We start from the raw sequence: 22,458 nt of genomic DNA, 5'->3' as shown, positions 1-22,458 counted from the left end.
ATTACCAGTAACAATCCTGCGATTGACTTTTATTTATTTTTTTCTGCATCTCCAACCAGCCGCTGAATATGGATGGTTAGATAGGTTTGTTCCGCTTGTCCAACCGGCTTATCGTACTTTTTCTGTAAATACTCATTAATCCGCTGAACCGCCTGAAAGGCTTTGGGATATTTGGACTGAATCAGTTCATAAAGGAATTCATCCTCTTCACTACTCAGTTCATCCTTTAAATAGCGTTGACTGAAAAATTGAAGATGAGTAACCATTCGCTGATAATTCAGAGAATCTTCATCAAACAATGTACCGAAATACCTGCCAATAATGGTTAAAATGCTGCCGACAATTTCCGTAGCAGTCATGGTAACTTCCATGGTGTTGTTGCCTTGTTCCCCATTGACAATATGAAAAGCGATGAAACCGGCTTCATCATCACCAAAGGCGACACCAAACTGCTCATTGATTAACTGTATCCCCTGCTTGGCAACTTCAAACTCCTTTGGGTAAAACTTACGTGTCTCATATTTTAAGGGATTAGGAAGTTCAATTCCATCTTTTGCTCGAGCTAAGGCGTAATGAATGTGGTCAGTCAATGTTAGATAAACATTAGATGAAAGCTCCACTCCCAGCTTTTCCTCCGCCAAATCAACAATTTTTTTAACTGCCTCCACCTCTTCTGAAGGTAGATCAGAAAACAGCTGCTGAAATTGACTAGATAAGGCTGAATCCTTGAGAACAAACTCCTTTTCAACAAACTCTGGTAAAAGCTCATCACCCACACGTTTCTTGAAAGCCAATCCACGGCCCATATAGACAGTTTCCTCTCCGGAAGCATTGCGTGCCATCACGACATTATTATTCAGTATCTTTTCAATAATCATAATGAACACCCTCCATTCCAAAATAAAAAAACCTAGAATCCACCTACTTCTCCTGCTAAAACTAGCACAATAGTTGATTCTGGTTTTGCCTGCCTAACAGTAACAATCCATTTACGGTATCAGAATAACATTATTCTTTTAAATTTACAAGCCCGAAAATTTATTTACTTCATTTTTATTAGACAAGTTGGAAACAATCAAAAAAGTGCTTTCATTCTATTCATTTTTCGTAAACTATTTTGTCAGCAAAAATATTGCAAAAAACAAGCAGTCCACGCTAAATTCAAAAGAAGCTGATTTGAAGTATTCGTAAATCAACTGTAAGAGGCTGAAGCATCGTCTGTCTAACTGATGTTCCAGTCCACTTATTTCTTTCTTCTCAAGCCTCATTTATAGCCGTTTAAGCTCCTGTCAAAGGTGTTCATGAAGCTTCTAAACACAATGTCAATCTTTCTTATTTTAGTACAAAATGCAGAATGAAGGACAATGTGAACCAGCCAACAACGCTAATTCCAATTGCAATAACCCAGCCTAGCAAGTTATGCTCTAAAGGCAGCGGCATGTTCATCCCAAAAAAGCCGGTTACAATCGTTGGAACAGTTAATAAAATAGAAAGCACGGTTAACAGCTTCATTGTATCATTCAGATTATTATTCAAAATATTGTTATACGTACCAGAAAGCTGCTGCAGTACTTGGGAAGTCAGCTGTGCCATTTCCACTAACTGCCGCGCTTCAATATGAGTATCTTCCAGCTGCTCTCTTTCGACATTATCCAATAAACGAAAAATGCTCTGTGTTTTAATCTGCTCTATCAAAACAGCATTTTGTTTTGCTGCAGACAGAAAGTAGACGACCCCTGTTTCCAGATCAGATAATGCTAAAAGATTTTTCTTCGTCGTTTTTTCCTTCAGCATATCATTAATATGATTTCTTTCTCGATTCATTTCTTCAATAATCGGAAAATAATTATCAGAAATAATAAACAAGCTTGAAAAAAGAAACTTAAATACAGAAACGGTCGAATTCTTAGCTAAATAGTTCTCCATTTCTTGAACAATATAGGCATTTTTACTATTTGAAATGGTGATTAGCTGCTGTTCCTTAACAAGAAAGGTCATGGGATTTGTTTCATAGCGAATGGCACTTTCTTTATTTTCTGGAACATTATAAATCAAGGTAAACATGTCCAGTTCACTATCAAATTCAATACGCGCCCGTTCATTTTTATCCAGCGCATAAGAAATAATCTCATTGTCAATACCATACTGTTCGTACAATTCAGAATGATCGGCCATATTGTCAGAATCTATATTGACCCAAGCACATGTATCATTTCTAAACTTCTTTTCTGTAACCATCACTAGCCCTCCACTTATAAACAAAATAAAACTGCTCAAACACACTGAAAATCCTTTCCAATTATAGCACGCCGACCACTGTAATCAAGAGAAGCAGTCTGATTTAGTTCTTTATCTCAGTATCAGGAAGTCTTTCTGGTCTAAATCCAAAAAATGATACAAGCTTGAGAGATAGATAAATATCTAAACCCTTTTCTCCCAAGCTTGTATCATTTTTAATGCTTACTTGCTACATGTTGTCTCCAACGGTTTCTTCCTTTGCCATATTGGCTGTTACTTTTTCATCTACACGAAGGAACGGCAGATAAATAAATACACTTGCAGCAATAATCAAAATCTGTAAGACGGCTGCTTTCCAATCCCCGCCTGTCGCTAAGAAGCCGGAAATAACCGGAGGTGTCGTCCAAGGAATCTGTACAACTACATGATTAATTAAGCCTGCAGCTGTAGCAAAATAGGCAACTGTTAAAGAGAAAATCGGCGCCAAAACAAAAGGAATGATTAAGCTGATATTAAAAACTATCGGCAGTCCGAAAATAATTGGTTCACTGATATTAAAGATAGCTGGCGTAACAGACAGCTTGGCAAAATCTTTATAGTCTTTCCGGCGGCTAAAAATAAAGATTGCAATTAACAGAGCAATCGTGTTGCCGGAACCGCCCATTACAGCGAAAGTATCTTTAAATGCCATATTGATAATATGAGGAATTTTTTCACCGCTAGCATAAGCAGCCATATTTTCCTGCATATTTTGGATAAGGAACGGATCTAATAAAGAGCCGGAAATCACTGCCTGATGAATCCCGAAGCCAAAGAATAAATTGGCAATTGATGTGATTAGAAGAAAGCCTGGTAAGCCTGTCGTTACTTTGCTCAGCGGACCAGTGATAACATTAGTAATTAACCCATTTACATCCATATTAAATAGCTGATTGACTATAAATGATAGAATTGCAAAGCTAGTGACCGTAATCATAATGGGAATCAACACATTAAATGATTTTAAAACTGCTGGAGGAATATTACCTGAAAGCTTGATTTGAAGCTTTTCATTACTAGATAATTTGATAAACAGCTCTGTTGCTAATAAGCCGACAAAAATCCCAACAAACATACCTGATGCTCCAGTATGAGTGACTGGAATCACTCCGCTTACTTCAACTGCTTTCTGAGCATTTTCCGGTAAGAACATTGTTTTCATTGGTGTCAATACTACAAAGGTAGAGATAGCGACCAGTACTGCTGCAATATGATTTGTATAATTGCGGCTTACGCACATATGATAAGAAACTGCAGCTACAACAAGCAAGGTCGTAATACTCAATGTACCGTTGGCAATAGATATACCAATTTCCTGAACAGTCGTTAAGGTAGCTGGATCAATGATTTTCCCCATAAATCCTGTAGGCTCTAAAATTACATAGTTAATGAGTGTGACAAAGCCGGCCAGCATCATAAAGGGCATGAATGTAGCAAAGGCATCCCTCAACGTTCTCAAATGGATTTGGTTACCCATTTTCGTGGCAATCAGTCCAAACTTTTCAAAGATAAGATCTTTTTTACTAGTCTTTTCCATGTTAACTCTCCTCGTTTTTATTGTAAGCACTTACTACAAGAAGTATCATACTACTAATTCTTGTAAAAGTAAATAACTTTATATAAAAATATATACTTTTGATTATAAGAAAAAGAAAAAGCCAAAAAATGGCTTTATTTATTACTAATTTTCTACAAATACTGCTTCAAAAACAAAATCCTGATAAAGATGCCGGGTAATTGAATATTCAAAAGGAAGACCATTCGCTAGAAAAACATTTTTTTCTACCTCAATCATAAATTCACCAGGTTCAATCGCCAAAAGACCACCATCAAATTCCGTTGCTGTATCTCCTTTAATCCGAATATGAGAAGTCTTTATCTCAAGTCCTAAATCATCTGTTATATAAGAATATACTGACTTTTTAAGATGCTTAGGCTCCAGTCCTGGAATGATAGACAATGGCATGAATGTCCGCTCAATCGAATAGGGCTGATGATCAATAAATCGACTTCGGATAATATGATAGACATATTCTTTTTTATCAATTTTTAACATCTCAGCCACCGCATCTGAAGGCAGCTCAATCGAAAACGTATGGATTTCTGAATCCACATGCTCCTCTCCAACTACACTAAAAAGCCCTTCATTTGGACCAAACACCTTTGAATTATCAATAGGCTTGCGCAGCACTTCTGTTCCAAACCCGCTTCTCGACCTGAGCACTCCTTCGGAGACTAACAAATCAATACCCTTCTTAACTGTTAATTTACTGGTTTGATACTCCCCTGCCAGTTCATCCCCAGTCGGCAGCTTCTCGCCTATCTTAAAAAAATCCTCAGTAATTTTCTTTTTTATATCTAAATAGATTTCCATATACTTAGGCAGCTTTTTCATTTCCTCTCCTCATTTCGTTATAAAAGATATAATTAATTATATACTTTTCACTACTTTTATCAAGGTAAACATAAAAAAATAAAACTCTCAAAAACAAAAGTATATACTTTTTAATATAAAACTATTTATTTTATCTTGAATTGATGATATTATATCCTTGTAAACAAGGAGGACAATCATGAATAAACAACAATTAACATTTCCAGAAGACTTTTGGTGGGGCTCTGCCTGGTCTGCTGAGCAGGCAGAGGGCAGAGGCGAAACCGGCAAAGCAGAAACGGTTTGGGAACGCTGGTACAAAGAGCAGCCCTATCGTTTTTACAATCGTATTAGCTCTGAAGTAACTACCGATCATATTCACCGCTATAAAGAGGACGTTCAGCTCATGAAAGATACTGGTCATAACTCTTTTCGTGTCTCGATTTCGTGGGCGAGAATGTTTCCAAATGACGGGACTGGCGAGGTAAATCCAAAAGCGGTTGCCTTTTATAGAGACTTATTCACCGAAATGAACAATAAAAATATCAAAGTTTTTGCCAATCTTTATCATTTTGATATGCCGGCGAAGTTACAAGATAAAGGCGGCTGGGAATCGAGAGAAGTTGTTGATGCCTATGCCAATTTTGCAGCGGCCTGTTTTAAAGAATTTGGCGACTTAGTTTATCATTGGTTTACCTTCAATGAACCGCTGGGACCAATTCTTGGTAGTTACTTAGAAGACTTTCATTATCCAAATATCATCGATTTCAAACGCGGTGCTCAAGCAGCATTCTTTACTATTCTTGCTCATGCAAAAGCCATATCTGCTCATAAAAAACAGAAACTTCCCAGTAAAATCGGGGTCATTCTGAACTTAAGTCCGACTTTCCCAAGAAGTCAAAATCCTGCGGACGTGCAGGCTGCAAAAATAGCGGATCTCTTTTATACACGCAGCTTTCTCGATCCAATGGTCAAAGGCGAGTTTCCAGAAGAGCTGACTGCTTTATTGAAAGAATATAACCAGCTGCCGGCCGATTATACAGCAGAAGACTTAACACTTATCAAAGAGAATACCGCTCAAATCCTCGGTTTGAACTATTATGAGCCCCGTCGTGTTAAAGCACGCTTAACCACTGTAAATTCTGCCGGTCCTTTCCTGCCGGAATGGTTCTTCGAAAATCATATCATGCCGGGACGCCGAATGAATGACTATCGAGGCTGGGAAATTTATGAAAAAGGAATTTTTGATCTGTGCATGGATATAAAGAATAATTATGGTAATATTGAAGCCTTTATTTCAGAAAACGGAATGGGAGTTGCTGATGAAGAACGCTTTATGGACGAAACAGGTCAAGTCATTGATGATTACCGTATTACTTATATTCAAGACCATTTGGCTTATTTATGGAAAGCTATTCAAGAAGGCTGCAATATTAAAGGCTATCATTTATGGACCTTTATTGACTGCTGGTCATGGATTAACTCCTATAAAAACCGTTACGGTTTAGTGTCGCTTGACTTGCCTACACAAAAGCGAACCATCAAAAAAAGCGGAGAGTTTTACAAACAGCTAAGTGATCAAAACGGCTTTAACTATGATATAGACTTACTCGTCTGAAAAGCTTCATTCCATCGTGCTTAGACAATAAAGAAGCGTGCATGAGCCAGTCAGGCTCCGCACGCTTCTTACTTTATACATTTTTTTCTACTTGAAGCCTTTTTCCGCTGAAGTAAATGAGCTAGCTGCCCTCTAGCACTTCAGCTGGGCTGCTTTGACTTAGTTTAACATAAATGATTCTCAGCTTTGGATGAATTACTACTACTCGGATTTCATTGAATATTGTTGAACAACTTTTTGTTTGTCACAGGAAAAGAGAGTATAAAAGAAGTTTCTATATCTGAACTGCTAACTTCAGCGTTTCCTCCCAGAGCCTCTAAAATATTTTGAGCAATCGCTAGACCAAGACCATAGCTGTTTTCATGCTGCTGTCTGACATTATTTGAACGGTAGAAACGGTCAAAAATTCTCGGCAGCTCCTCCGCTTGGATCTTCTGTCCTGAATTTCTAAATACCAAGTAGACATATTTTTGATTGGTCGTTAGCTGAACAGTAAAGCTGCCTCCATTATTTGTATATTTATAGGCATTATCAATAAAAATTCCCAGCAGCTGATCCAGCAGATTTGAATCTGTCCACATGAACGTCTTAGGAAGCTCTTTAGCAACAGTAATCTGCTTATCAGCAAATCTGCATTCATAAGCTGCCAGATTATCCAGTATAAGCTGATCTACTCTGACTTCTGAAAAATTGAGCTGCTTTGGCGCTTCAATTTTAGCCAAAGAAAGTAGATTATTTATAAGACCATTCATTCGCTCTGCTCCCTTTGAAATATTGTGCAGCCATTTTATCTGATCCGCTATTGTTTCTTCTTTATTGGTATATAAAACCCCGGCATTTGCTGTAATAATACTAAGAGGTGTTTTCAATTCATGAGAGGCATCTGCCACAAATTGCCGTTGCTTTTCCCAGGCCTTGACCATCGGCTTCATCGCACGATTAGTAAAATAAACAATCACTAAAAAAAACAAACCTAGCAAAGCAATCCCGACGCTTATCAAAGTTAATGCTAAAAAGGTCAAGCTTTTTTTTGAATCTGTAATATCTAAAAAGCGAATTAGGTAGGTATCATCCTGCTCCTTTATTTCTTCTTCTCCATTAACCAGTGAAACAATTGCTGGAGAAACAAGGTACTGCCATTCTCGGTCTCCAAGAGTCACTGTGCCCTGATTTTTATTATTCCAAGCAGTTTTAGCCGCTTTAGCAAATTCCTGCTCTGCCATTTTTACAGCAGAATCTATCGTTAATAGTTTACCGTTGTTATCTACCAGCAGGTTGAAATAAACACCGGAACCAGGAATGATACGGTTGATGACTAAAGGGTTATCTGCCAGCTTTTCTTTCCCCTGTTTCACTTCACCTCCAGTGATATGAAGCTCTTCTACTTGGCTCAATTTTTCCTGATTTTCGGCACTTATTCTTAAGTAGGTGGTTGTATAAATAATGATAAATGCAGCCAGCAAAATGACCGCTACAAAGGCCGTTGTTATTCCTATTAAATGCTTACGAAATGCGGCTATCATCCTTCCAGCTCCTCTGGCAGCTGCAGTCTATAGCCTAAGCCCCGCATTACTTTTATCTTTGCCAGACTATTGACTTGCTTTAGTTTTTTTCTTAAAAGTGAAATATGGATTTCTACGTGATTGTCTTCTGCATCTGAATCAAATCCCCAAATTTTTTCAATAATTCTTTCTTTTTCTGATAATTGAGGATAATTAACAATCAGCAATTCTAAAATACCGGCTTCTTTATTCGTTAGCTTTACTGATTTTTCTGCACCTGCCAGCATCAGCGCGTACGGATCCAAGCTGATGTCTCCAAAGGTGTAACGTCCATCCTGCTTGTATTCTCCCCGTCTGCGGCTTAATGCCTTTAAACGTGCAGACAGCTCCTCATGCTGAAAAGGCTTAGCTAGATAATCATCTGCGCCCTTGTTTAGACCATCCACCTTATCCTCCCACTCGCCTTTAGCCGTCAGCATAAGTACAGGAATTTGGATACCAGCTTCCCGCGCCTCTGTCAGCAGCGTAAGCCCATCCTTTTTTGGCAGCATAATATCCAAAACAGCTAAATCATAGATTCCTGACAGCAGACAGTCTAATCCATATTCACCATCCGCTGCAATATCAATTGAATACCCATCTTTTTTCAAAATTTGAGCAACCGCTTCTGCCAGCATCTCTTCATCTTCTACTAAAAGAAGCTTCATCTTATTATTCTCCTTTGCTACTAGTTTCAGAACATTAATTTTTATTATCATACCATAGCCTGTCCGGTCAAAAACTTGTCTTCATAAAAGCTTCAAGATAATTATCACTGTTGAACCTTTAACGAAGCCTGAATAGTTGTATTTTTACTACAGGTTCACTAAAGGTTGTTTGTTTAAAATAGTCCTATCAAACAAGAAATGAAGGTGTAATTATGACTAAACAACACATGAAAAACGAACCTGAAGCTGTGCAGAGTACTTGGCAGTCTCGTCTAAAGAAGATTCCTTTAACAGTCAGGACGGGCGCCGTTATTGCCCTTGTCGGCTTGTCTTTCGCTTCATACAGCATTGGTAAATCCGCCCAGCAAGCAGAAAGCAAAGCCCCTTTAACAATGTCAGCAGCAAACAGCTCAGCAGCATTCGAGAATGTCAATTTCCGACGAAATAATAATCGGTGGGAATTCTCGTCAGATGGCGGTAAAACTTGGTCAAAAACACCGCTGGAAGGTATTTCTCAAGACAGCAGCGGCCGATTGGGCTACGAACAGGCACAAACAAAAGAAATGAACAACACTTCAAAAAGCAGTACTTATTTCTCCCCATTTACTGACTCAGATGGAAATACTGTCATCATGAAACGAGAAGCTGATGTCTGGACATTCTCATCAGATGGGGGCGAAACGTGGTCTGAGAAAATACCCGAAGGAATCGACATTGCAGATGACGGTACTTTAACTTGGAAAAGCAGCGATGGAAAACAGCTATCCAGATTCGATCCTCAGCAGGAACGCTGGACCTATTCTGAAGACGGCGGCAAAACTTGGTCTGATCCGTTGAAAGAAATTGAAGATTGGATTGAAAATGGTGTGCCCCTTTCTGATGCTGACGGCGTATCAATGAAGCTAGAGAATGGAAAACTCCTTTATTCTACAGATGGTGGGAAGACTTGGTCTGAAAATGCACCGGAAGGATACGAAGCTGCCATGAATACTGTACTTTCTAAAACAGAGGACGGCAAAACACTTTACTCAACAGACGGCGGTAAAACCTGGTCCGAGGAGAAACCCGAAGGCTTTGATGTGCCGTCAATCGATGAGATTATGGAAGCTATTCCAGAAGAATGGCGGCCTTCTTCCGAAGAAGAGCTAGGCAGCAACCCAACAGCTATATAAGCTCCAGCCCTCTCTTATCTTTCTAAAGCATCAAAAAAGATTCTTAGTCTTGGTCATTTGAACCAGGGTCAAGAATCTTTTTTCTTTGTCCTCCAGCTATAGTTTCTATGTTTAAATTATTAAAGCAGTTATCCCTTTTAACTGTGTCTAAAAATATGATATCTTTAAGAAGCGGCAGTGTATCTTTGTCTTGTTTGTTTTCATCAAAAAGTCTAAGCTATTGGACATGTGTTGGCTGCAGAATCTTTGCATAAATAATTGACGTGTCTCTTGATAGGAACACATGCAGATCGTGCTGGCTGTTGCCGTGCTCGGTTGATCGAACTAAGCTCTCCTGTAAAAAAAACGTATCTGAATTTCAGACATGTATGATAAAGCTGTCTAAGTAAAAAATGAAGGAGTGGAAAAGGATGAACGTTACTATAGCAATCGATTCATTTAAGGAGTGTGCAACCTCAACAGAACTGGGTAAAGCTATTGAACGAGGTATCCAGCCCTTTGCAAATCCAGTCCATGTCATTCCTATTTCTGATGGTGGTGAAGGGGCAATTGAATCGGTTGCCGCTGCTTTTGATGGACAGTACATAAAATTTGATAGCCTGAATCCATTTGGTGAAGCAATTCAAGAAGACTATTTTTTAACCACGATTGAAGGAATAGAAACGGCTGTCATTGAATCTGCCCGCTTTGTCGGCATTCACTTCCTAAAAGGTCGTAAGGAAGAAAGCTATCTTGGCAGCTCTTATGGGCTTGGTCTGGCAGTCTCAGACGCTGTCAGCCGCGGAGTAAAACAACTGATTGTAACATTGGGCGGCAGTGGAACAACTGATGGTGGATTAGGGATGCTGCAGGGGCTTGGTGCCCGCTTATTTGACGCCGCCGGTCAATTATTAGCAGCTGGCTGTGAAAACCCTCTGCTGGTCACCCATCAGCTGGAAATAGAAAAAGCTAAACAGCGTTTAGCTGGTGTCAAACTAATTGTAGCAAACGATGTTGCTAATCCCTATTGCGGCAGGAAAGGCGCTGCCAGAATATTTGGTCCGCAAAAAGGATTAACAGCAGCTCAAATCGAACAGCTGGATACTCAGCTTTATCTAACCGCTGAATATCTAGTGCAAAACGGTTTTGCTGATTTACGACTCATTGCTGGTGCAGGAGCTGCCGGCGGTTTAGGCGGTGCTTTCGCCCTATTAGACGGAGAGATGCAGCCGGGATTTTCCATCTTTTCAAAATTAACTAGGCTGGAAGAACATATAGCCAAAAGTGATTGGGTAATCACTGGCGAAGGATGTCTGGATACGCAGTCCAGTGCCGGAAAAGTGCCATACGGCGTAGCACAATTAGCAGCGAAATATCACACCTCTGTACTGCTGCTCTGCGGCAGCTATGAAGAAATCCCTGAACAGGCATTGTTTGACGGCATTTTCTCCATCCAGCGGGAACCAGTCTCTCTCCAACAGGCAATGGATAGAGACTACACCTTGAAAAATATTGAAATGATCAGTCATGAATTATTCAAAATGCTGGCAAAGAAAAAATAAACAACAGAAAACCAGACGGCATATACAAGTGCTGACGTCTGGTTTTCTGTTGTTTATCATTATTCTATTCTCTAGGTTCTAAGCAGCTATTTTCTCCATTCTTTTTCAACGAAGTAATCCTGCTGCCCGGAAATCGTCACTCCTGCCAGCATGTCATAAACAAGCTGATCTGAAAAAGGCAGCTTTCTTGTAAAGCAGCATGATTCAGCTGAAACAAGAGTTTCCTCCTCACTTAGATTTATCAAATACAACGCAGCTTGCTGCTCATTGCAGCGAAGAATCCCTAAAATATTTTCAGTATAAAATGGATAAAACGCACCCTGTACCAATACAGGATTCTTTTTCCGACGATCAATCCACTTTTGATATAGGTTAAAAATCGTTTGATTTTTGTCCTTCCACGGAAAGAATTTTCGATTTTCAGGATCCTTCCCGCCAGTTAACCCCGCCTCATCACCATAATAAATCGTCGGTACTCCCGGCAGCATGAACATCATTCCAACAGCCAAATTAAGTCTGGATAAGTCATTATCCAGCAATGTCAGAATTCTTTCTGTGTCATGTGTCCCAATATTGTTCAAATTATTATAGAAAATATCCATTGGATAATTTTCCTGTAAAACTGTCAACTGCTCTGCTGTTGCCTGTGGCACCTGTTCTCTTCGAACAACAGAAAGAATCAATTCCCGAAAGGGATAATTCATCACACCATGAAGCTTCTCTCCAAAAATATACTGTCTTCTTTCACCATAGGACTGCTTTTTTGAAGCATCTTCCCAAACTTCTCCAATCAGCACCCGTTCAGGATATTGATCAAGCTTCTTTCGAAAACCTTCAATAAAGAAATCCGGCAGTTCATCCGCAACATCCAACCGCCAGCCGTCCACACCAAGACCAGTCCATTTATCTAATACACTGCTATCTCCGGCATAGATAAATTTTTGGAAATCTTCATTGGCTTTATCCACCTCAGGTAGATCCTTAATCCCCCACCACGACTTATAGTCCTCTGGGTACTCCGTAAATTTGAACCAAGGAAAGTATGGACTGTTTTGCGTTTGATACGCCCCAGCTTCTTTACCATAGCGACCGTCGAAGTTGAAATACCGGCTGTTTTTTCCAACATGGCTAAAAACACCATCTAAGATTAATCGAATACCGTTTTCGTGGAGAGCTGAAACTAGCTGTTTAAACTGCTCTTCATCACCCAAGATACCATCAATAGCCAAATAGTCTCCTGTATCATAGCGATGATTACTGGCAGCTTCAAAAATTGGGTTCAAATAGATTACCGTCACACCCAATGTTTTGATGTAAGGAATCTTTTTTATCATTCCCGGCAGGTTGCCTCCATAAAAATCCCAGCGAATGATATCGCCCTGCTCATCCTTTAGGTATATAGGTTCATCTTCATAGGTTCCGTAGATAAAGGTGTTCTTCTTTGGATTGCAGATTTCCTGGTGCTCGTTCCCGTTAAAAAAACGGTCAGGAAAAATTTGATACACAATCCCTTCGCGGTACCAGTCAGGTGCAGCATCCGCCTTGTCATAGCAAGTGATTTGATAGGGATGTACCTGCTCAAGGTCTGTTGATAAAACACATGGGCCCCCCTGGCCCTGATTCGATCCGCAGTATGTGGTTTCATATTCACTTGTTGCAGATTTGTTTACAATTTCAAAATAATAGAAGTATAACCCTGCTCCCTGAGCAAAATCATACCCACAGGTATACAGGTCATGCTCACTAGCTGTCATCGGCAGCCGTTCAAGTCCACGTTCCCCTGCTTCTTTACGCATAATCAGTGAAACCTGTTCAACCTGTTCTTCTTTGACGCTAAGTGAAAAACGAGCGTTTTTAAACTTTTCTATTGCACCAAACGGCTGCTTGTACTCGTCCAGCCAGGAATTAAAATAAATCGCAGTCATTGTGCCTCTCCTAAATCTATAAACTCCACAAAATTTTGTCTATGAAATTTACGCTTACTTTCTTTGTTTAGATACCGGGAAGTTCCTTCATACCACTTGTTTCGTATGTCGATTCTCTTACTATCCCCTATTAGTCAGCTGAACTTCCGCAGCTTCAAATGATTTTAGCTTCGTACCAGTATGTTTCCTTCATAAATGGCTCTTAATGAAAACGAAAGAAATAAACTGTCTTATTTTAGGGGTGGCGACAGTCGAAACTCTCCCACCCCTAAAATCAAATGAATAAACAGCGTCTCAACGATATTCTAGGCGCAAGGATTGAAGCAAAAGGAGAATCCTTTTGTCATCCCTTCTTTTTTAAGCCTTTGACTGGTTCAATCTGCCAGATTTCTTCTGCATACCGCTGAACAGTATAGTCAGAAGAAAAGTGACCGGCTTCTGCTGTATTGATTAAACTGATTTGCTGCCAGCGTTTTTTATCGCGGTACAGTCGCTCAATCGTTTTCTGCGCCTCAATATAGGAATGATAATCCCGTAAAGTAAAATATTCATCGTTGTATCGGATTAGAGAATCGAAAATTTCCTGTCCTTCAATTTGAATATTTGGAATTGTCCCATCGATAAACGCATTTAATATCCGCTGCAGCTCTAAGTCATTTTCATAAATTTTGATTGCCAGATAGTCCTGTGTTTCATAGTAGCTATAAACCTCATCCTCTGTCAATCCAAAAATCACAATATTTTCGTCGCCAACGATATCACGAATTTCGATATTCGCGCCATCTAAAGTCGCAATCGTCACTGCCCCATCCAGCATCAGCTTCATATTACTAGTGCCGGAAGCTTCTTTGGAAGCCAATGAAATCTGCTCACTAACATCTGCTGCCGGAATAATCATCTCTGCCAAGGAAACATTATAGTTTTCTAAAAAGACAATCTTCAGTTTCCCTTGAATTTCTTCATCATTATTAATTAGGTTTGCCGCTTCATTGATACATTTAATCACATGCTTTGCATACGTATAGCTTGGTGCTGCCTTGGCACCAAAAATAAATACGCGAGGATAGATATCCGCATCAGGATTATCCTTCAACTCAAAATAGAGCTTCAAGATGTGAAGCAGATTCAGCAGCTGGCGTTTATACGCATGAAGCCGCTTGATTTGAACATCAAAAATAGCATCCGGCGATACTTCAATTCCGGTAGCATTAAGAATGTAATTTGCCAAACGAACCTTGTTCTTTCTTTTCGTTTCAGCTAACTTTTGCAGCACAGCTTCATCATCCTTATAATTCATCAGTAGATGTAAATCATTGGGATTGCTGCGCCAAGACGTGCTGATTGTTTCATCCAGCACATTAGCTAAAGGCTCATTTGCCAGCTGCAGCCAGCGCCGCTGCGCAATTCCGTTAGTTTTATTGTTGAACCTTTCCGGGTAAAGCAGATAGAAGTCATGAAGCACGATGCTTTTCAGTAAATCGGAATGAAGCTTGGCTACACCGTTGGTACTGTGACTGCCGATAATGGCTAAATGAGCCATATGCACTTGATCCCCTTTAATGATTCGGGTACGCTCAATAATTTCCTGGTCAACCACTGAAGACATTTCTTTGACAAAGCGCCGATCGATTTCTTCAATAATCATATAGATTCTCGGAACTACTTCGCGAAGCATAAATACCGGCCATTTCTCCAATGCTTCTGCCATGATTGTATGGTTGGTGTAGCTCATCGTTTTAACTGTAATTGCCCAGGCTTTTTCCCAGCTCAGCTCCTCCTCGTCAATCAGTATCCGCATCATTTCAGCCACACAAAGCGCCGGATGGGTATCATTAATGTGAATAGCCGTATATTCTGCTAAATCCTTCATTGCTATACCTGCTCGTTTGTGGGAACGAATAATACTTTGAATTCCTGCTGACACAAAGAAATATTCTTGAACCAAGCGCATTAAACGACCTTCATAATTCGAATCGTCAGGATATAGGACTGACGTCAAGTCACGAAAATCACGACGTTCTTCAATGCTCAAATACTTGCTTTCTTCAAACTCTGGAATCTCTGCTGACCATAAACGCAAGGTATTAACCATATCGTTTTGATAGCCTACCATTCCTGTGTCATAGGGAACTGCACGCAAAACCTGCTGGTTCTCGTAAACAGGCTTTAGTCTGCCCTCTTCATCTTCTTTCAAATATACCTTGCCGCCATAATTCACATTGACTGCTTTACTTGCTTTACGAACCTCCCACACATTACCCTCACGCAGCCATTCATCCGGCAGCTCTACTTGATTGCCGTCGACAAATTTCTGCTTGAACAAGCCATAATCATAGCGGATACCATTGCCGTTGCCTGGAAGACCACACGAAGCAATAGAATCCATAAAACAAGATGCTAGTCTTCCCAGTCCGCCATTACCTAAAGCCATGTCCTTTTCTACCTTGCACAAATCCTCTAAATCGACATTCATCTCTTCTAAGCTGTCCCGCACGATGTCCAGAAGACCCATGTTCAGTAAATTGCTTTTCAGCATTTTCCCCGGTAAAAACTCAATCGAAAAGTAATAGGACTGTTTTGCCCGGTTGTCCCGAATCGTTGTCCGCGTTTGTTTCCAAGCATCTGAATAATAAGCTTGGATAACAGCTCCCAGCGAATCAAAGAGTTCTCCATTTGAAGCCTCTTCCACTTCATTTGTGAACTTTTCCTGCAGCCTGCGCCTAAAATCTTCTTTAAACTGTTCTTTCGTGATTTCCATCTGATTAAAATCCCCTTTTACCCTTTTTGAAAAACAGAAAGTTGCGACAGCAATCGGTCACAACTTCTTAAAGCCAAACGAACGTTGTTTTAGCAGCTCTTACAGCTATTCAGCGAATAGTGGATGCTTGTACGTACTCGTTAAAGCAGAAGCTTTTTCTACATTCTTCAACCACTTTCACTGATAGCCGATAAAATAACTAACGTTCTTTATAATGTTCGTTTTTCTAATAGAAAAACGATGAGCACCTATAAATTTACGCCCCTGTTAACAGCTGATACAAGTCGATGTACTGCTGTCCAGGCTGCCGCCAACTGAAATCCGTGGCCATTGCTGCTCGTATCAGCTCTTGCCATATAGCCGGCTCTTGCTTATACAGCTCTGCTGCCTGCTTGATTGCCTCCATCAAATAGAAAGAACGAAACTCATAGAAACCGAAACCAGTTCCTTCTTTTGTTATCGGATTGTAAGGAATTACCGTATCCTTCAAACCGCCAATCTCGTGAACAATCGGCAGCGTACCGTAGCGCATAGAGATCATCTGAGATAGACCGCAAGGTTCAAAAGCCGAAGGCATCAGGAACAAATCAGCGCCGGCGTAAAACAATTGGGCCAATTTAATATCAAAGGATATACTGACCGAACATTTCTCAGGGAACCGGCCGGCGAAATTCCGAAAGCCCTGCTCAAATCCAGGGTCTCCTGTTCCCAGCACAACTAGCTGGATATCTGCTGCCATCATATATTCCATCTCATCCATAATCAGCTGAAACCCTTTTTGATGGGTTAAGCGGCTGACAATTGCAAATAGCGGTACATCCCTTTCAGGCAGCCCCATTGTCTTTTGCAGCGCAGCTTTATTAACTGCTTTCCCGTTTAAATCAGCTACCGAGAAATTTGCTGGAATCAATGGATCTGTTTCGGGATTATTCATTGTATAGTTAATGCCGTTTAAGATACCGCTCAGCTTATCCTTTTCCATCCTCAGCACCCCATCCAGTCCGGACCCAAATTCCGGTGTCTGAATTTCCTGTGCATAAGAAGGACTAACTGTATTCACACGACCGGCATACAAAATTCCGGTTTTCAAAAAATTGACATTATCATCAAAACGAACGGTTCCATCAAAGTATCTTTCCGTTCCCATCCCAAATAAATCTGGCAAGATTTCTGCAGAGAATATACCTTGAAACTCAATATTATGGATAGTTAAGACCGTTTCAATTTTCTGATATTCCTGGATCCAATGATATTTTTCCCGAATTAAAAAGGGAATCATAGCTGTATGATAATCATTAACATGAACAACAGCTGGAACAAACGCAATTTTCTCCATCATTTCTATCACAGCCAGCTGGAAAAAAGCAAATCGTTCGCCATCGTCATAATGACCGTATAAGCCTTCTCTGCCAAAATAATATTGATTATCAATAAAATAGTAGGTTACATTGTCCAGCATCATTTTTTTTACACCGCAGTATTGATGGCGCCAGCCGACATCTACATAAAAGCTGAGTACATCTTCACACTGGTCTTGGTACTTCTGCGGCATTTGCTGATAGTAAGGCAGCACCACTCGAATATCCAGCCCTTTTTCTCTCAGCTCTTTCGGCAGCGCTTCTGCGACATCTCCCAAACCGCCTGTCTTAAAAAAAGGTGCGCATTCTGCTGCTGCAAATAAAATCTTCATTCAGCTTCTCCCCCAACCACATTTTCAGTAACATGTGCTCCTTTTCGAATCACAGCTAATTTATCCGGAGTCCCTTTAATCTGAACACCAGAATCAACGACGACACCTTTATCCAGTATAGCATATTCAATCTGAGCGCCCGAAGCAATTTTTGCACTGGCGTTAATGAGAGAGTGCTTCACCACTGCACCAACATCAATTTTGGTCCGACGGGAAACCAATGAATTTTCTACTGTTCCCTGGACAACACAGCCTGTGGCGAACTGACTATTCTTCACCATAGAATCAGGAGAATAATAAGTGGGTACTTCATTTTTAAACTTCGTATAGATTTTTTGATTGGAATACATCAGCGCATTAAATTTCTGCGGATCCAGCATATCCATATTCGCTTGATAATAGGACTGAATATCATGGATATTCTTAAGATAGCCAATGTACTCATAAGTGGAGCACTTCGCCTGACCAAGTTGAGATTTCATTAAATCAATCAGACTTGGTGATGCATCATTTTCCTGCGCCCATTCCAGTGTTTGAATCAGCCACTCTGTTTGAACAATATAGGCTTCCATACTCAGGTTGACTCTCTCGGCTTCTGCGCTGGCATCCTTCAAGACATGGGCTCCAGTCACACTACCTTCTTCGTTGATATCTAGTAAAGTATCCTCTGAACAGACACTTTCTTTGTTCACCCGTTTATAAACAACAGTTACATCATTTCCTTGGGCTTGATGGATTTTCAAAATGGCTCTCAAATCTAAATTACAAAGCATCCGGCTGCTCATAAATACCGTATATTCTGATTTTGATTTTTGTAGATAATCAATCAGTGAGCTATAGAACGGCTTTCTTTCATTTTTCTTTTTCACGAAATCCTGATAAAAGTAAGTGAAAAAGCGATTTTTCAATGAATCTAAATCCCACTCTTTTCCGCCGCCAATATGGTCAAAAACGGATTGGGTTTCTCCTTCATTGAAGACCATGAATAATCTGTCGATGTTTGCATTGACTAAGCTGGATAACTGAAAATCAATCAGACGATACTTACAGTCAAACGGCAGTGTGGCCAACGGTCTTTTTTCAATCAGCGGCATCAATGCATCAAATTTTTCGATATTTCCAATAATTGCACACATTCTATTAGTCTTCATCTTTTTTCACTCCGATCACTTCAGAATAACCAATCACGGCGATTTCCTCTTCATTATATACTACTGCGTTATCCCCAATTACCGCATCTTCACCAATAATTGCGTTCTTGATGGTGACATTTTGACCAATCTGAGCTCTCGGCATGATAATGCTGTTTTCAATAGTGCTTCCTTCTTTTACTTGAACATCTGTAGACAGAATACTATTTTTTATTGAGCCTGCCACATAACAGCCGTCAACAATCAGCGCATTCTCAACAGACGCCGTTTCTGTGATAAAATGAGGGGGCGAGCTGGTGTTTTTAGAGAAGATGCGCCAAGATAAATCACGAATATTAAACTCGTTATCGATATCAATAAACTCCATATTGGCTTCCCAAAGTGAATCAATTGTCCCTACATCTTTCCAGTACCCATTGAAGCGGTGCGCATACACATTTTCTCCAGAATCAAGATAAGCAGGAATTACATTTTTCCCGAAATCCAGCATTTGACTATCTTTGGAATAGCTGTTCATCAGAACCTCCCGCAGTCTAGCCCAGTTAAAAATATAAATACCCATTGAAGCTAAATTGTTTTTAGGCTCATCTGGTTTTTCTTCAAACTCAATAATACGGTCATTTTCATCCGTATTCATAATTCCAAAGCGGGAAGCTTCCTTGATTGGTACTTCAATAACTGCCACTGTTAGGGAAGCATTGTTTTGCTTATGCTCCTCCAACATGGCTTCGTAGTTCATCTTATAAATATGATCACCAGATAAAATAAGAACATATTGAGGATTCATTTGGTTGATATAGGCAATGTTCTGATAAATCGCATGGGCTGTTCCCTGAAACCATTTTTCCCCATCTGAGCTTGAATACGGCTGCAAAATCGTTAGACCTGAATTGATGCCGTCTAACCCCCAGCTTGCCCCGTTGCCTATATGACTATTCAATGCCAGCGGCTGATATTGCGTAACCACCCCAACATTTGTGATTCCGGAATTAACACAATTACTTAACGTAAAATCGATGATACGGTATCTACCGCCAAACGGCACGGCAGGTTTAGCGATATTTTTGGTTAGCTTTCCTAACCTTGTTCCTTGCCCTCCGGCTAAAATCATTGCTAGCATTTCGTTATTCATCTTTTGTGCAGGTGAATAAATTCACCCTACCTCCTTTCATCCTCAAAAACTATATTGCTTCTTCATTTGCCTGCAGTATTCAGAAAAAACGCTCCTTCTTCTACTGACAAAGTATTACCTCGTTTTTTTTCGTATCTTGATATCTTTCGGCTGTATAATAATTGCTCCCAGAGCAGGTACCGTCGTTCTAATTTGATAGTCAAACTGCTTGAAGGGTTGTTCCTCTGCAGCTGCATCTTCATTCATTTTTGTCCAGGTTCCACCGAAATCCTTCATTTCAGTATTCAGAATCTCATGATAGCTTCCTTCATAAGGCACACCGATAGAAAACCCTTGACGCTCTACTGGAGTCATGTTTAATACAACAAGTAGGAAGTCTTTTTTTGTTTTCCCCTTGCGGATAAAGCTGAGTACTGTTTCCTGACTATTGTCGGCATCAATCACCTCAATCGTGTCATAGCTGTTATCCAGCTCCCAAAGCGCTCGATGCTCCTTATAAAATTCATTTAGCGTACGGGTAAAGCACTGCATTTTTGCATTCATATCATCCTGCAAATCCCGCCATTCCAGTCCTTCATCATATTTCCACTCTAGGAACTGTCCCCACTCACTGCCCATAAATAAAAGCTTTTTCCCCGGATGGGTCATCATGTATACATAAAGATTCCTAAGCTGAGCGAATTGCTTGTAGCGATCTCCCCACATTTTATGCATCAGGCTCTTTTTCCCATGAACCACTTCGTCATGAGACAAAGGTAAAATGTAATTTTCGTCCATCATGTACATAAATGAAAAAGTGAGCAAATCGAAATGCTCTTTTCGTACAATCGGGTCCATTTCATAAAAACGTAGAGTATCGTTCATCCAGCCCATGTTCCATTTGTAATCAAAGCCTAATGCTCCTGTTTCTATCAAACCGGTAATTTGCGTTTTTGACGAACTCTCTTCAGCAATCATGATTGCTTTCGGATGAGCGAGCTTAATAACCGCATTCAGCTTCTGCAGGAAATAATACCCTTCGAAATTTCGGTTGCCTCCTTCATGATTCGGCGTCCACGGTCCTTCATCATAATCCCGATACAGCATGCTTGAAACAGCATCCACGCGAATGCCATCCAAATGGTACATTTCAAGCCAAAAAAGGGCACTGGAAATCAAAAAGCTTTGGACCTGTGGTTTGCCCAAATCAAAATTCAACGACCCCCAGCGAATGTTTTTCGCCCGATCCGGGTCTTCATATTCAAATTGCGGTGTTCCGTCATAATAAGGGAGCGTATCATCATTAATACAAAAATGACCTGGTACCCAGTCAATCAAGACACCAATATTATTCAAATGACAGCTTTCTACAAAGGCTTGCAGCTCCTCTGGTGTTCCATAATAAGAGCTTAAAGCAAAGTAGCCAATCAGCTGATAGCCCCAAGACATACCTAATGGGTGCTCCATCAGCGGCATAAATTCAATATGAGTATAGCCCAGTTCTTTTACATAAGGAATTAGCTCCTCCTCCAATGATTTAAAAGTATACGGTGTACCATCATCGTGATGGCGCCATGAACTGGCATGTACCTCGTAAATATTCATCGGCCGTTTAAAGTAATCCGAGCGTTTCTTTCTTCCCTGCCACAAACCATCTTTCCAGCGCTTTTCCGGAATCGTATGAATAACTGCTGCATCTCCCGGACGCTGCTCAAAAGCAATCGCAAAAGGATCGATTTTGAACAATTCCCTGCCGCCTGCCTGACGGATCTTGTACTTGTACAAATCCCCTTCAGCCGGCAGCTGGGTAAACAGCTCCCAAATCCCCTCGTTTCCCTTAATCATAGGCAAAGAATCTGTCCAGTCATTAAAATCCCCAACTAACCAGACCTGTTCAGCATTTGGTGCCCAAACCCGAAACACGTATCCGGATAGACCATTTTTAATATCCTTATGAAATCCAAAGTAATGCTGACTATAAAAATTTTCTCCGGAAAGAAAACGCTGTGCCTGTTCAAGACTATTTGCTTCATCTCCCGATACATTCATCTCGTTCATTCTCAACCTCCTTTATTATTCATTTTTTAGCATATATAATTGTAAAATAAATTTAATAAGCATGCATAAATATAACATAATATGCATATCTATCGCCATTAATTAATAAGGAATTCTCAAATAAAATAATCGAATAACCTTATACTTCATTTTACTATAAAAGCCCTTACAATTGTTGATATATTTGCATTTTAGGTGAAAAAAATAAAGAAATATAAATTGCAACAGCATTTTTATTCTAAATAGAAATATTTATTCACTTTTTTTGATAAAAATTACAATATTATAATTTTAAAAACATTGTAATCTTACTTATCACTAACACCTCTGTTAAAGAAGTATGTTTTACAAAGAAAAAAGCATATCCATTGACTAAAAACACTGAGTTTGTAATCAATTGAAACAACAGCTAGCTTTTCTTTTTTTTAATACAACTATTTTTTTGTATTTTTTCACATATACCAATTTTGTTCAATAAAAACTATTGATTTGCTACGCCAGAGCATAAGCTCTCAAAATATTGACCAATTCTAACACTTTCAGAATCGCCTCCATTAAACACTAAAAACGCAGG

The 22,458-nt window shown here is 39.9% G+C and carries 15 protein-coding genes; 3 read left to right on the top strand and 12 right to left on the bottom strand.

Features of this window, described 5'->3' with window-relative positions:
- Positions 1–29: 29 nt before the first annotated feature.
- The 4 genes from licT to ACYSNQ_RS02555 form a co-directional block, all read right to left on the bottom strand.
- On the bottom strand, positions 30–878 hold the full coding sequence (gene licT / locus ACYSNQ_RS02570) for a BglG family transcription antiterminator LicT (protein WP_426081230.1): 849 nt from the start codon (positions 876–878) through the stop codon (positions 30–32).
- Between the two features lie 454 nt (positions 879–1,332).
- Positions 1,333–2,238: a magnesium transporter CorA family protein gene (locus tag ACYSNQ_RS02565; protein WP_426081229.1), complete on the bottom strand. Its 906-nt coding sequence runs from the start codon at positions 2,236–2,238 to the stop codon at positions 1,333–1,335.
- Between the two features lie 229 nt (positions 2,239–2,467).
- Entirely contained in the window at positions 2,468–3,814 is a 1,347-nt protein-coding gene (locus ACYSNQ_RS02560; protein ID WP_426081228.1) for a PTS sugar transporter subunit IIC, read from the bottom strand.
- Between the two features lie 144 nt (positions 3,815–3,958).
- Complete coding sequence (locus ACYSNQ_RS02555; protein WP_426081227.1) at positions 3,959–4,672, bottom strand: GntR family transcriptional regulator; 714 nt, start codon at positions 4,670–4,672, stop codon at positions 3,959–3,961.
- 178 nt (positions 4,673–4,850) lie between these two features.
- Here ACYSNQ_RS02555 and ACYSNQ_RS02550 point away from each other — a divergent pair, with 178 nt between their 5' ends.
- A complete protein-coding gene (locus tag ACYSNQ_RS02550) occupies positions 4,851–6,269 on the top strand; it encodes a glycoside hydrolase family 1 protein (RefSeq protein ID WP_426081226.1) in 1,419 nt (472 codons plus the stop codon).
- A 212-nt stretch (positions 6,270–6,481) separates the two neighbouring features.
- On the opposite strand, the gene ACYSNQ_RS02545 is transcribed toward ACYSNQ_RS02550, so the two are convergent.
- Both ACYSNQ_RS02545 and ACYSNQ_RS02540 read right to left on the bottom strand, forming a co-directional pair.
- On the bottom strand, positions 6,482–7,792 hold the full coding sequence (locus ACYSNQ_RS02545) for a sensor histidine kinase (RefSeq protein ID WP_426081225.1): 1,311 nt from the start codon (positions 7,790–7,792) through the stop codon (positions 6,482–6,484).
- A complete protein-coding gene (locus ACYSNQ_RS02540; protein ID WP_426081224.1) occupies positions 7,789–8,478 on the bottom strand; it encodes a response regulator transcription factor in 690 nt (229 codons plus the stop codon). The genes ACYSNQ_RS02545 and ACYSNQ_RS02540 overlap by 4 nt, the downstream gene beginning before the upstream one ends.
- A 212-nt stretch (positions 8,479–8,690) precedes the next feature.
- Here ACYSNQ_RS02540 and ACYSNQ_RS02535 point away from each other — a divergent pair, with 212 nt between their 5' ends.
- Entirely contained in the window at positions 8,691–9,650 is a 960-nt protein-coding gene (locus tag ACYSNQ_RS02535) for a WD40/YVTN/BNR-like repeat-containing protein (RefSeq protein ID WP_426081223.1), read from the top strand.
- Positions 9,651–10,060: 410 nt separating this feature from the next.
- Positions 10,061–11,191: a glycerate kinase family protein gene (locus ACYSNQ_RS02530; protein WP_426081221.1), complete on the top strand. Its 1,131-nt coding sequence runs from the start codon at positions 10,061–10,063 to the stop codon at positions 11,189–11,191.
- Between the two features lie 86 nt (positions 11,192–11,277).
- On the opposite strand, the gene ACYSNQ_RS02525 is transcribed toward ACYSNQ_RS02530, so the two are convergent.
- The 6 genes from ACYSNQ_RS02525 to glgB all read right to left on the bottom strand — a co-directional run bounded on the left by ACYSNQ_RS02525 (position 11,278) and on the right by glgB (position 21,875).
- Positions 11,278–13,116 (bottom strand): glycoside hydrolase family 13 protein, encoded by a 1,839-nt coding sequence (locus tag ACYSNQ_RS02525; RefSeq protein WP_426081220.1) that lies wholly within the window; start codon positions 13,114–13,116, stop codon positions 11,278–11,280.
- Between the two features lie 343 nt (positions 13,117–13,459).
- Positions 13,460–15,868 (bottom strand): glycogen/starch/alpha-glucan phosphorylase, encoded by a 2,409-nt coding sequence (locus ACYSNQ_RS02520; protein ID WP_426081515.1) that lies wholly within the window; start codon positions 15,866–15,868, stop codon positions 13,460–13,462.
- A 262-nt stretch (positions 15,869–16,130) separates the two neighbouring features.
- Positions 16,131–17,564 carry a glycogen synthase GlgA gene (gene glgA, locus ACYSNQ_RS02515; protein WP_426081219.1) on the bottom strand — a complete coding sequence of 478 codons (1,434 nt, stop codon included), beginning with the start codon at positions 17,562–17,564 and terminating at the stop codon, positions 16,131–16,133.
- Positions 17,561–18,715, bottom strand: a complete 1,155-nt coding sequence (gene glgD / locus ACYSNQ_RS02510; RefSeq protein ID WP_426081218.1) for a glucose-1-phosphate adenylyltransferase subunit GlgD — start codon at positions 18,713–18,715, stop codon at positions 17,561–17,563. Before glgD ends, glgA begins: the two co-directional genes overlap by 4 nt.
- Positions 18,705–19,847, bottom strand: coding sequence for a glucose-1-phosphate adenylyltransferase (locus tag ACYSNQ_RS02505; RefSeq protein ID WP_426081217.1), 1,143 nt, complete (start codon positions 19,845–19,847; stop codon positions 18,705–18,707). Before ACYSNQ_RS02505 ends, glgD begins: the two co-directional genes overlap by 11 nt.
- Positions 19,848–19,961: 114 nt before the next feature.
- Positions 19,962–21,875: a 1,4-alpha-glucan branching protein GlgB gene (gene glgB, locus ACYSNQ_RS02500; protein WP_426081514.1), complete on the bottom strand. Its 1,914-nt coding sequence runs from the start codon at positions 21,873–21,875 to the stop codon at positions 19,962–19,964.
- Positions 21,876–22,458: the final 583 nt, after the last annotated feature.

It is taken from the genome of Enterococcus sp. LJL51 (assembly GCF_054871795.1).
The sequence above is the reverse complement of the archived record's forward strand: the minus strand, read 5'-3'. Positions and strand labels throughout refer to the sequence as shown.